Here is an 11,463-nt window from a genome sequence, read left to right as displayed (position 1 = left end):
TCCTTCCTCTTATGAATAGAACGGCTCAATCGCCTGTGAACATGTAATTGCTTCTAATATTCCGATTGCGGTAACGGCATCTACGACGATGCGAGCGCGGTGGATGATAGCAGGATCATGTCTGCCTTGAATGGTTAATGATACTTCTTTATTTGTTTCCAAATCAATAGTATTTTGCGGCTTATAGATAGATGGGGTTGGTTTTATAATCGTTGTAAACCGTAAAGGCATTCCATTGGTAATACCGCCATTGATACCTCCGTTATGATTGGTAGCTGTTTTTACACCTTCCTCATATATAAAGGAATCGTTCATTTCACTGCCGTAATGATCTGCAAAAGCAGTGCCTGATCCGAAGCTTACTCCTTTTACACCGGGAATTGAAAATAATAGCTGTGAGAGAGTGCTTTCCATAGAATTGAAGAATGGTTCTCCCAATCCCGCCGGTACATTGATGACAGCCGTTTCGAGTACGCCGCCGACACTGTCTTTCATATGGGCAGTTTTCTCAATAAACTGAATCATATCCTTGCCAATAGCAGGCTCAAGAACCGGAAATTCGGTTTCTTTCAGCCGTTGTATTTGATCCTTGAGCGTTGCTTTGTTATCACTGAACGAATTATCCTTTATCTGATGACACTGCAATATGTGAGTACCCATATCGATATTCATGGTTTGCAGCAGCTGCATAGCCACTGCCCCGGCAGCTACGATAGGAGCGGTCAGACGTCCACTGAAATGTCCGCCGCCTCGATAGTCCTGATTACCATGATATTTTACATGTGCTGTATAATCTGCATGACCGGGGCGCACTCGGTATCGCAGTGATTGATAGTCATTACTATGCTGAGCGGTATTTTTTATCAGCATAGTAAGCGGTGTTCCGGTTGTATGTCCTTCAAACAACCCACTGATAATTTCCACTTTATCCGCTTCGTGACGCTGGGTGGATATTTTACCGACTGCTTTGCGCTTATCCATCTGCTCAGCGATGAACTTTTGATCGATGAGAATGCCCGCCGGCAGACCGTCGATGACAATGCCAACTGCCTCGCCGTGGCTTTCTCCAAATAATGTATAGGTGATATTTGTTCCAAATGTATTTTTCATATTGTTCCCCTTACAGATAGTTATATAAATCAATGAATGGGACAGTAACCAGTTTTGCTTTTCCGCATTCTGCCACCTTGACGATGGTAATCAGATCTTCGCCATCTGCTTTTTTATCTTTCAGCATCCATTCGTAAATAGCTTCCTTAGACAAGTCATAGGTAAGTGGCAGATCTAACTTTTTATAGATATCTCGGCATCGCTTTCGCAGCTGCTCATCTTCAATCATCGGCAGCATGCCCAACGCAACCGCCTCTCCATGCAGGAGCGCTGTCAGTCCGCCGGCACTCTCAATACCATGTCCGATCGTATGTCCGAAATTCAGAATTTTGCGTATACCTTTTTCTTTTTCATCCGCTTCAACCACGGCTTTTTTAACCCTCAGTGATCGCTCGAGAATTGTTTCCAAGGAAGCGTGAATATCCTCATTCTCAAAGATTTCAAATAACTCACGATCATAGATCAGTCCTGCTTTCAACGCTTCTACAAGTCCGTTACGATAATGCCGCTTTGATAATGTGGAAAGTACAAGCGGATCGATAATAACCGTTTTCGGCTGATAGAAAGCACCGATGATATTTTTTGCGTCATCCAGATCTACCGCCACTTTACCGCCGATACTGCTGTCAATCTGAGCGAGGGTAGTAGTGGGAATATTAATGAAGTCAATGCCCCGCATATAACTCGCCGCCGCAAACCCAGCCAAATCACCGACTACACCGCCTCCCAGCGCAAGCACAGCATCCTTTCTGGTAAAGTGGTGATCAAGCATAGCTTTACATACCGCTTTGAAATTTTCCAGAGTTTTGCTGGATTCACCGGCCTTTAAACAATAGGAATAAGGGTGAGAAAGCTGCTTCATAACCGTATCCAGATATTGACCTGGAACCCCGCTGTCGGTTACAACCATCACTTTGCGGTGGACGTCCATAAAATCTGCTATTTTATGAAGAAGTCCGTTATCCAAATGGATATCATAGCTATTTGTCTCTAAGTCCATTGTTAGTTTCATGATCTGCCCTCCTTTAATGAAAAAAAAGCACCAACTTAATCGTCTGTGCTTTTTTTGTCCCAAATAAACAACAAAATAACCATACAATCTTTTGATGGTTTATTTGGGACTATCTAAAATAAAAATAATAGTTCTGAGTTTGGATTTTCATATTTATCACTCCAAGCATGTATATCATAAACCTAAATGAAAATAATTGCAACACTTTCCTGAAAATAGTTTCTGAAACACATCTTTAGATTCTCAATCCAAATCTTAACATAATTCAATAAGCTTTTAATAAGGTTGTAGTTTTTAGTAATGATGAGTTTTAAGAAAATCAAAAATAATGCATTTCATACATAAAAAGTGACATCTCATACCAAATCTATTCACATATATAGATAACTTGATACAATAAAGTTGTCAGAGTTAAGGTTGATTAATGGGTGCGAAGGGAGGCAATTATCATGATTTATCTGATGGGATCAATAATTGAATTTGGATAATTTAAATCTGTTAAACGATGAGCTATTATGATAATTAGCACAAATATTTAGAAAGGAAAAAGGGTTTAAGATTATGGAAAAAAAGATAAAAGAGGAAACGTTTATAAAAAAATATGGATCCCTTATCGTATTATTAATTTGTATAGTCATTTCAGGAGTACTTTACTTCAATAAAATTATTAATCATCAAACAAGTACAGTCATTGATGCTTTAGCGGGTCTTGGATGGATTATCTACGAGGCTAGAAAAGCAAAATTGGAAAATCGTACTATCGTCGCTAAAATTTTTTTCATCGGTGTGTGTATAGAGGCAATCATGCTGATTATTGATTTATTGTAATGACATCAAAGAAAGATGAAAATTTTTCTTATGAAGAATTAGATGAAGTTATTAAATAGTAACTTGATTTTCTTGCTAGAATCATTATTTTAGGGATTGCTGACATTTTATATTCATTTCCTATCATAAGCATGAATATGTTTGGTGTAAGATCGAATCTAAGTTATTGTATAACCGGCCATCTCAATAGGTTTTTGATCGTTTTTAAAATAGTATTCATTTTGATGTTTGTATTTTATTTTTTGTAATAAAAAAGAAAAAGTAATCTATCAAAATAATGAATTATATGATAAACACAGGGTGCTTTCTTATTGATATACAAAATAAAGTACAATGCAATAATAGACAATACGCCTTTCTTTATTGAAGAGAAAACCATATATATACGCATGATTATAAAGAGAGATGATTAACATGAAAAAAAGCATAAGCTGCTAACTACATTTTTATTAATTATTATTTTCATTGGAATACTTTTATTACATGTTAATTTATTTTAGACTCTAAAACGTCTGAAGTGCTTGGTGCTACGACGTTGACAATATTGGGTATTGGGGAAGCATATCGAGCTCAGAAATTGAATCGGAGCAGTGATTTTAAAGTTTATCAAACTTTAGCACTATTGGGAGTAATAATGATGATTATTCGTTTTATGATTGATTAATAAGCATCATCTAATATTTAGATACGCTTATCGCTTTGTCGTTTCTTTCGTTTAACTTTTATAATTATGCGGAAGTTCGTTTTATAAAAGAATAAATTACCTGTGCTTTCCATCGCTGGGTGGTAATTGACAAGTCTTTGCAGACAATGAATGGGATATTTAGGGAAAGAAGCACTAAAAAATCAGTATGCACCTTGTGAGAGCGATACTGATTTTACATAACTGTCAGTTAGAAGTTAATATACAGACCTATTGATAATCCTTAGCATGAAATTCAACCATGGAACCGGCTGCTTCCTTAATCGAAGATTGAATCAGTTCATCGGTATTTTTGATCGTGCTGCGGGATAGAACCATCTGTAATAACAATGGCAGACTGGTTCCTGTCAGAACCCGCACATGTTCTTCCTGCATGGAATAGAGGACACTCATTTTGAAGGGAGTTCCCCCGACGATATCAGTGAGAAGAATCCATTCCTTACAGTCAGACAGCTGTTCTTTTGCCTGCTTAATTTTTTCTAACAGATCATACTGATCCATACCTGCGGGAAAATCAACATAAGCATACTGTTCCACTTCACCGGCTAATAAATGCATAGAGCTGGTTAAACCGGATGCGAATTGGGCATGTCCGGTCAAAATAATGCCGATCATAGATTGCCTCTTTTTCGATCTTCACGGGCTTTTTCAATCTCTTTTAAGAATATCTCAGCACGTTTTGGATCAATGGGATTTTTCATGTCTCCGTTCTTGATCCAAGTAGCGACGCTAACCCCATCATAATATCTCATTAATTCACGAATATTATCGCCATTCGCTCCGCCGCCTAGAAACGTCAACGTGTTGGGAAGGCGTTTTTTCACATCTTTAATCAACTGTAAGCTCTCTTCAGTATCACTACCGCTGATAAACAGTCCATCCGCAAACGCACTTTTTACGACATCGACCGCAGTCTGTACTTTTGGTTTTGGCGCAACGTACGTGCTGTTTACTTCCTGAGCATCGGCATAGACTGGAATATTCAATCCAAGCCGTTTCTTAAATTCACAAATTTCACGACATTGACCCTGCATGAAGCCGACATTGCCGACCGCAACTCCGGTATACAAATGCTCAACCCTGATGAAATCCGCGTTGGCCGCTGCCGCTGCCGCAAGCGATGCGACACCATCCCAATTCACAAGAATTCCCAGCACTTTGTCAGGATAACGATCCTTTAAGTATTTCGCGAGAACCGTCATATATGCAATTGTTTCCGGGTTTGCGGTTTGTCCAATCGGTCCGTCATGCATATTTTGCAAAATGAACCCGTCAAATCCGGTATTCACGATCATTTCTGCTTCGTCCATGACTCGTTTTTGGATCGCTTCAAAGCTGTCTCCTTGGTGCAGATAGCTGCCCGGCAGCGGATCCGGCTGAATCATCACCAATGCCAGCGGCAGCCTAACCTCTTTCATATTCATAGAGATCCTCCTTTCGTAATGCGTTCTTGATAAGCAAGTGCCTCTGTATAAACAGCAGCGGGAGGAAGGATACCTGCTTCAGTAATCACTGCGGAGATGTATTGAGGTTTTACCCCAACCAGTTCAATGCTGTAACAGTCAACGGCATCAGCTTGTTCCGCTTCCCATCCCGCTGTTAGCTTTACTTTCAGATCTGCTGCGATCACATCTTTATAAATTCCCTGTAAAGCCCGCATGTCAATTTTTAAAAGGGGCGTTAATACGTAATAAGGAATATTGAACTCTTTACAGAGCACAGCCAGAATATCTGATCCGGCGGTATTGAAGCTAGTGCCGTCGGGATATAAAGTTTCTGCTCCGATACATACCGCATCACAATCTTTCAGCACGCTCATCATACAAGCATCGGGAATATAACGCAGATCATGTCTCGCTTTTTTTAATGGTTCGATAAATGGTCGGCCGCCGTCAATGGTACGGCTTTCCGGAATATAAATAACCATGCCCGGCTCCAATGCTTTTACAAATTTCTCGACGGTGCTGGAATAGTCGTACAGCATAATTGTCTTACTTCCGGCAACTGCACGTTTTGCATAGGTAATGATTCGTTCACAATTCGCTTCGTTTCCTTTATCATAAGACAGCACCGCCGTTTCTATATCGGCTACGGTACAGTTTTCCTTATGGAGAAAAGATGTCATAATATTCATTGCATTGATAAAAGCATAACTGGATTTGCCGCGGGTCGCTTTAAAAAATTCACTGACTGCTTCAATTTTCTGCTTCTTAATTTCGATGGGAGCCTCTTCTTTTTGAGCAATATTCAAAATAATATTGCCGATGATTCTGATATGATTACCAGCTCCCAGCACCGCTCCGGTAACAATTTGATCAAACAGCTGCTGATTTTCAACACTCAGCATGCTGCGGATTGTTTCTCTATCCATTTCCTCACCTCTATATAAATGGGATAGCCGAGTAATCTATCCCATTCTCACTATTTCTTGAACAATGCTTCTGCATTTTTATAAAACATATATGCCTGATCTTCTTTACTCAAGTGCAGACAATCGAAGGTATCAATGGAGCATTTGGTAAAGTTCTTCGGATAATTTGATCCAAATAACATCTTCTGGATTGGCAGTTTCTTAAACGCTTTATGCAAAACCTGAATTTCTGTCTGATCAGATGTTTCGGTCATCACATTTGGCATTTCTTCAATGAAGTCAATCGCTCCATAACCGAAATCAATACCGCCGATGTGGAGTACGACAAAGGTTAAGTCGGGGAATTTCAAACAATAACGGGTCCATTGCTCCGGCATCGTGCGCGGTCCCCAGCCCGCAAACATTTTGATAATAAATCCATGCTCCTGAGCAATTTCGAAAATTTGATCCAAGTGATAGGAATAGCGTTCCGGTAAGAAACCATGCTCCCATGGGTCAAATTCCAAAATCTTGATCTGCGGTATCGTTGTAAGCCGTTTTACTTCCTCTACACAGTCATCTTCTTTTGGATTAATGGCCGCACATCCTATAAAGCGATCCGGGTACTGATCAACTAAGGAAGCGATGAAATCGTTTTGATCCCGTGTCGATTTTCCTTCCAAGGTCGAAATGACTCGTTTATTGATATGATTTTTCTCCATATCATTCAGACAGTCTTCTACATCATACTGCTTAGTTATCATATCGCGTATTAAATGCGCGTGAAAATCAATAATCAAAGGATAAAACCTCCTTTCTGAATCATACAGTTATGCTAGAATACCACAGTAAACCAAGACAATGCCGAGTATCATAGTTGCCAGCATCAACAGGACTGCAGAAACGCGTTTCTTGTTAATCAGCCAATACATCAATAAGGTATACAGAAGTGGAATCAGGTTAGGCATCAAGCCATCCAACATTTCTTGAACACTGATAACTGTTTTTCCACTGGTATACGTAAGCGGTGTAGAACAATAAACCAATGAAGAAATAAACCCACCGCAGACAATGAAGGCAGCGATGGCTGCATATTTTGTCAGTTTGTTCAGCAAACCGCCTTCTTGCATGCTGGCAACCAGCTTCATACCGCTTTCATAACCCTTAAAGACACCGAGATAACGAATGGTCAGCGTTACCGCAGCCATTACGATGAAGAACAGCAAGGGTCCTAGTGCACTGGTATTGGAGCTGGCAGTTACTAATGAACATGCGATGCCTGCCATGATCGGACGCAGCGTGCCATGAATAATCGAATCACCAATGCCGGCAAGCGGTCCCATCAGCGCAACCTTTACCGCATTGATTGAATCCGGATCAATATCACGATGATTTGCATAGCGTTCTTCCATTGCGGCGGATACTCCAACGCAGAACTCAGCAAGATGGCCTTCCGTTAAGAATAATTGAGTATGACGTGTATACGCTTCTTTTTTATCTTCATCCTTATCATAGCATTTTTCGATAACAGGAATCATACCCTGAGTAAATCCAGGAGCTTCCTGTTTGGTAACATTACATCCACTCTCAATCGCAGATGAATAAATCAATATTTTCCAGAGATCTTTTTTAGTCAGTGTTACATCATTAGACTGAACCTCGTTATTAATAGTTTCGCTCATGATATCCTCCTATTCCTCTTCCTGAGATAGTTTATCTTTGTAGTAATTCAACGCTACGCATACGATTGCCACAACGGCAACACCAATCATATTGACGCCCAGATAGGATGCTACAAAGAATCCTACCAAGAAGTACGGCCAGGTAGTTTTATCCTTGATCGTTCCTAGCAGCAGCGCCACACCAACCGCACCGATCAAGCCGGCTCCCGCTGCGATACCGGAGATAACTTCTTTCGGAATAAAATTGATGAAATCCTGAATGTACTCTGCACCGAAGTAAACCCCGATAAAAGTCGGTAAACCAAAACAGAGATATTCAATGATACTTGGAATGATTGTCGTATACATGATAATTCCGTGCGTATTACCTTCCTGTGCGTAGTGCTCCATACGTTTAACGGTAAACTCATAGATGGTCGCGTTACGGGTCTGACGGAAAATCTGACCGATGATTGCGATCGGCAGGGCAGTAGCGATACCGACTGCGGCACTTCCGGCTAAACAGGCATAGGCTGCGGCTAAACCTGAGCTTACGGTTTCATCAGGCGGAACAGCTGTTCCAACGAAGACCATGGCTAAGAACATCGTTTCAACTGCGACACCGACTTCTAAGCCGATACTGACATTGCCCATGATTAATCCTACGACCGGGGCAACAATGATGGGGCGGTAAATAAAAGTGTGTAGGAACGCTTTATCGAGGAAGCCGATCCATACAACGAGCGAGACTAAAACAGCTTGCAATAACAAACTCATATTTCATATCCTCCTATTATTTTGATAGTTCTCGATTAATCTATATATTAATAGTGCTTTTTGATCAATTCCAATATATCTTTACTGCGATCGGTAGGAATGGCACGAATTTCCAATGTCACACCTTTGGCTCCGATCGACTGTAATTCTTCCACATCCTGTTGTTCCAGGTAAATGAAATCCAGCATCTTTTTTCGACCGGTTTCGGATTTGGAATTGCTGATGTTTCCGACATTGATCGTATCAACCTTTAGACCCATTTCCAGCAGAGAATTTGCTTCTTTAGGATTTCTCACCATCAGCAGCACGTTAATGGAAGAAGTATCTTCCTGAATCATTTTTAATGCATCAGCCTTAGTTAAAATTTCCAGTTTTACGCCGCTTGGCACCGCAAGCTTCAAAAGCATCTGCTGCATCGGATCGCCGGCCGCCTTGTCATCTACCACAATGATTTTTTTCGCATTGGCATAATCGATCCATTTGGTAACGATTTGTCCGTGAATCAAACGATCATCAATTCGCATTACCGTGATATTCATCGTTTTCTCCTTTCCCACCGAGTCACTTTTTTGTCCAAAGTAATTCAGCATTCTTATACATAACATCTTCGAGTTCAGTTTCTGATAAACCTAACATGTACATTTTTTCAATTTCCATATTCGTTGGCTTGTACGGCCAGTCCGTTCCAAGTACAATGCGTTTTGAACCAAGCTCCTTAACCGCAAGCTTCAGGTTCTCAACTTCATTTTGACAGGATGTTTCCACTACAATGTTTTCTACATTCTTGATTGCTTCAATCGTACTGTAACCGAATTCTCGGCATCCCATGTGAGTGAATAGTACACGCAAATTCGGGTGACGTTTAGCATAACGAATCCATGGGAATGGTGTACACAGCGGACTAGTTCCTACATGAACCTGAATGTGAACACCATATTTCTCAATAGCACTCAGCACACCGTCAATTTGGGAGCAGTTATCGGAATAATAACCATGTTTCCAAGGATGAAATTTCACACCATTCATGTTATATAAACCAAGACAGCGTTCAATTTCTTCATAAACATCGGGTGCTTTTGGATTGATGAATGCATACCCTTTAATAAATTCCGGAAATTCTGTCATGGCATCATGAACCAGATCGTTCTGTTCTTTGGTTACCGTACCGGATAAACTACTGATCCCCACCTTGGAAATGCCGAAACTCTTCAACTCTTCCACCAGCATGGCGGCGCTGTTTGATTCACCGGAGCTTGTTTTTCCCAGATGTGCGTGAACATCATATATCTTCATTCAATTCCTCCTCTCTTCAATTTACTTTGTCTTTCGTCAAATGAACAAAATAGTTATAGTCGTCTGCACGATAATAGTTTCGAGAGTATTCCACAACCCCTCCTTTACTGTCATACGTAACACGCTCTCGATAAAACACGGGTTGATTCTCGTCCATATATAGCTCTTTACGAATTGCCGAATTCGGCATTTTTGCGGAGATACTCTCATCCGCACTGTCCAGTATGATGCCATGCTTATCATAATAATCGTATAGCGATGTCATGGAATCAAAATCCGTTATCCTGATCCTAAAATCATAACGATGTGAGATATAGGTTTCATGCAGCCCATTGATTTTTCCGTTCAATAAACGCAGTCGTTTTAAATAGGTAACGGTTTCCCCAGGTTCTACTTTCAGCATCTCACTAACGCGGATGTCGGCGGGAAGATCAACGCATTCCAGCACGATGGAACCAGGATGATTCCCGTGCGCAATCGCATCCTCGCTATACCCAGTGAATTGGAATCGGTCATGATAAGTCTTCTGTGGCAGAACAATTGTGCCGGAACCACGTTTCTTGCGAACGTAGCCATCACGTTCAAGATCACTGACAGCCCGGCGTACGGTAATTCGGCTTACTTCAAATTCTGACTGTATATCTGCTTCGGAAGGCATAACACTATTAACGGGATATACCCCCTCAGTGATACGCTTTTGAAGAATCTGATATAGTTGTGCGTGCATTGGCACGTTTGTTTGCTTGTCAATCACAGCCATAAAGAAACCCCTTTCACACTTATTATAACAACATTCTAAGTTATTATAACAAGTTTGTCAACTATACATTTAAAGTATGTAACAATAAAATTTAGATAGTGATAACCAGATAAAAATTAGAGTTAACTGACATACATATGAAATAAGTGAGTTTATGCTTTTTAAGAGGGATCGTTTCATTTCTTTCGGTTTAATGTTTTGAATATGTAATAGCATTTCGTACTATGATCATTGTTTTTACTTTACAATTGATGGATAAAGGTATTATATAGAAATATAGTTATTCAAATTTTTTTGGCAAATCACCACTTAGACAAATATTAGATTAATCCTCTTGCATATCTTAATATCTGAAATATATTTATATTCATATTATAAAATTTATAGGTGAAGATGGAATCATAGTCAATTTGCTTGTAAAGGAGGCTTGGCTTATGAGATACAAACAGATAATGATGATCTATACGTTTGGATTTATTGGAATTATATTGCTGTCAGTCTTTTGTGTACCAAATTTCGTCTTGGTTTTTCATGCCGGAATGATACTGCTGATGCTTACCATGATGGTTGCGCTTGAATGGGTGATGTATGGAACGGGACAGCGTTTTTTCGTGGATCTCTTCTTATTTGCAGGAATCAGTATTGGTGTTCTGCTTGGTTTATTTGAGAATCCGCACTTGGAATGGATCATCACGAAGCAAAGTGTAGTATTCATTTTTGTTCTTACTATGATCGCAACATATCGCGCTTTACGAGAAAAATAATGGAAATGCTTACACTAAAATACAATCTTTTTCATGTGGGAATTTCTGATTTTCTCCTTGATATATACATATATCTCTTGTAAAATAAAAATGTAAATAGTTATGCTTGTATAATAGTCATGATATGGATGACAAGTTTCTACCTGCTGACCGTAAATCGGCGGACTACAAGCGGATTTTTGCTTTTTCGACTTTTGAAAACGTA

13 protein-coding genes and 1 riboswitch are annotated in these 11,463 nt (G+C 39.9%); of the genes, 2 read left to right on the top strand and 11 right to left on the bottom strand.

The annotated features are described in order from the left end of the window. Positions 1–9: 9 nt before the first annotated feature. Together aroC and aroB are read right to left on the bottom strand one after the other, a co-directional pair. Entirely contained in the window at positions 10–1,110 is a 1,101-nt protein-coding gene (gene aroC, locus GSF08_RS01460; protein ID WP_160624101.1) for a chorismate synthase, read from the bottom strand. Between the two features lie 10 nt (positions 1,111–1,120). Continuing rightward, positions 1,121–2,122 (bottom strand): 3-dehydroquinate synthase, encoded by a 1,002-nt coding sequence (gene aroB / locus GSF08_RS01455; RefSeq protein ID WP_160624100.1) that lies wholly within the window; start codon positions 2,120–2,122, stop codon positions 1,121–1,123. 561 nt (positions 2,123–2,683) lie between these two features. On the opposite strand from aroB, the gene GSF08_RS01450 reads away from it, so the two are divergent. Continuing rightward, positions 2,684–2,950, top strand: a complete 267-nt coding sequence (locus GSF08_RS01450; RefSeq protein ID WP_160624099.1) for a hypothetical protein — start codon at positions 2,684–2,686, stop codon at positions 2,948–2,950. Positions 2,951–3,863: 913 nt separating this feature from the next. Here the strand turns inward: GSF08_RS01450 and GSF08_RS01445 are convergent. The 9 genes from GSF08_RS01445 to GSF08_RS01405 are packed head-to-tail and all read right to left on the bottom strand — an operon-like array spanning position 3,864 to position 10,494. Further along, on the bottom strand, positions 3,864–4,268 hold the full coding sequence (locus tag GSF08_RS01445) for a PTS sugar transporter subunit IIA (protein ID WP_160624098.1): 405 nt from the start codon (positions 4,266–4,268) through the stop codon (positions 3,864–3,866). Further along, positions 4,265–5,077 (bottom strand): BtpA/SgcQ family protein, encoded by an 813-nt coding sequence (locus GSF08_RS01440; protein ID WP_160624097.1) that lies wholly within the window; start codon positions 5,075–5,077, stop codon positions 4,265–4,267. The genes GSF08_RS01445 and GSF08_RS01440 overlap by 4 nt, the downstream gene beginning before the upstream one ends. Next, a complete protein-coding gene (locus GSF08_RS01435; RefSeq protein ID WP_160624096.1) occupies positions 5,074–6,024 on the bottom strand; it encodes an eIF2B alpha/beta/delta subunit family protein in 951 nt (316 codons plus the stop codon). The genes GSF08_RS01440 and GSF08_RS01435 overlap by 4 nt, the downstream gene beginning before the upstream one ends. 50 nt (positions 6,025–6,074) lie before the next feature. Continuing rightward, on the bottom strand, positions 6,075–6,803 hold the full coding sequence (locus tag GSF08_RS01430) for an amidohydrolase family protein (protein WP_160624095.1): 729 nt from the start codon (positions 6,801–6,803) through the stop codon (positions 6,075–6,077). A 30-nt stretch (positions 6,804–6,833) separates the two neighbouring features. Then, a complete protein-coding gene (locus GSF08_RS01425; RefSeq protein ID WP_160624094.1) occupies positions 6,834–7,685 on the bottom strand; it encodes a PTS system mannose/fructose/sorbose family transporter subunit IID in 852 nt (283 codons plus the stop codon). Between the two features lie 9 nt (positions 7,686–7,694). Continuing rightward, positions 7,695–8,441, bottom strand: coding sequence for a PTS mannose/fructose/sorbose/N-acetylgalactosamine transporter subunit IIC (locus GSF08_RS01420; protein ID WP_160624093.1), 747 nt, complete (start codon positions 8,439–8,441; stop codon positions 7,695–7,697). Positions 8,442–8,488: 47 nt separating this feature from the next. After that, positions 8,489–8,980 (bottom strand): PTS sugar transporter subunit IIB, encoded by a 492-nt coding sequence (locus GSF08_RS01415; protein ID WP_160624092.1) that lies wholly within the window; start codon positions 8,978–8,980, stop codon positions 8,489–8,491. 22 nt (positions 8,981–9,002) lie between these two features. After that, positions 9,003–9,734, bottom strand: coding sequence for an amidohydrolase family protein (locus GSF08_RS01410; protein ID WP_160624091.1), 732 nt, complete (start codon positions 9,732–9,734; stop codon positions 9,003–9,005). Positions 9,735–9,750: 16 nt separating this feature from the next. Then, positions 9,751–10,494: a GntR family transcriptional regulator gene (locus GSF08_RS01405; protein ID WP_160624090.1), complete on the bottom strand. Its 744-nt coding sequence runs from the start codon at positions 10,492–10,494 to the stop codon at positions 9,751–9,753. Positions 10,495–10,928: 434 nt separating this feature from the next. On the opposite strand from GSF08_RS01405, the gene GSF08_RS01400 reads away from it, so the two are divergent. Continuing rightward, positions 10,929–11,258 carry a hypothetical protein gene (locus tag GSF08_RS01400; RefSeq protein WP_160624089.1) on the top strand — a complete coding sequence of 110 codons (330 nt, stop codon included), beginning with the start codon at positions 10,929–10,931 and terminating at the stop codon, positions 11,256–11,258. Between the two features lie 86 nt (positions 11,259–11,344). Further along, positions 11,345–11,446: riboswitch (purine riboswitch) on the top strand. The last annotated feature ends 17 nt before the right edge of the window (positions 11,447–11,463 follow it).

The organism is Copranaerobaculum intestinale, assembly GCF_009831105.1.
GTDB lineage: Bacteria > Bacillota_I > Bacilli_A > Erysipelotrichales > Erysipelotrichaceae > Copranaerobaculum > Copranaerobaculum intestinale.
The sequence above is the reverse complement of the archived record's forward strand: the minus strand, read 5'-3'. Positions and strand labels throughout refer to the sequence as shown.

Excerpts from the sequence above, each read along its gene's own strand:
- aroC (WP_160624101.1), bottom strand. The coding sequence starts at position 1,110 with ATGAAAAATACATTTGGAACAAATATCACCTATACATTATTTGGAGAA.
- aroB (WP_160624100.1), bottom strand. The coding sequence starts at position 2,122 with ATGAAACTAACAATGGACTTAGAGACAAATAGCTATGATATCCATTTG.
- GSF08_RS01450 (WP_160624099.1), top strand. The coding sequence starts at position 2,684 with ATGGAAAAAAAGATAAAAGAGGAAACGTTTATAAAAAAATATGGATCC.
- GSF08_RS01445 (WP_160624098.1), bottom strand. The coding sequence starts at position 4,268 with ATGATCGGCATTATTTTGACCGGACATGCCCAATTCGCATCCGGTTTA.
- GSF08_RS01440 (WP_160624097.1), bottom strand. The coding sequence starts at position 5,077 with ATGAATATGAAAGAGGTTAGGCTGCCGCTGGCATTGGTGATGATTCAG.
- GSF08_RS01435 (WP_160624096.1), bottom strand. The coding sequence starts at position 6,024 with ATGGATAGAGAAACAATCCGCAGCATGCTGAGTGTTGAAAATCAGCAG.
- GSF08_RS01425 (WP_160624094.1), bottom strand. The coding sequence starts at position 7,685 with ATGAGCGAAACTATTAATAACGAGGTTCAGTCTAATGATGTAACACTG.
- GSF08_RS01420 (WP_160624093.1), bottom strand. The coding sequence starts at position 8,441 with ATGAGTTTGTTATTGCAAGCTGTTTTAGTCTCGCTCGTTGTATGGATC.
- GSF08_RS01415 (WP_160624092.1), bottom strand. The coding sequence starts at position 8,980 with ATGAATATCACGGTAATGCGAATTGATGATCGTTTGATTCACGGACAA.
- GSF08_RS01410 (WP_160624091.1), bottom strand. The coding sequence starts at position 9,734 with ATGAAGATATATGATGTTCACGCACATCTGGGAAAAACAAGCTCCGGT.
- GSF08_RS01405 (WP_160624090.1), bottom strand. The coding sequence starts at position 10,494 with ATGGCTGTGATTGACAAGCAAACAAACGTGCCAATGCACGCACAACTA.
- GSF08_RS01400 (WP_160624089.1), top strand. The coding sequence starts at position 10,929 with ATGAGATACAAACAGATAATGATGATCTATACGTTTGGATTTATTGGA.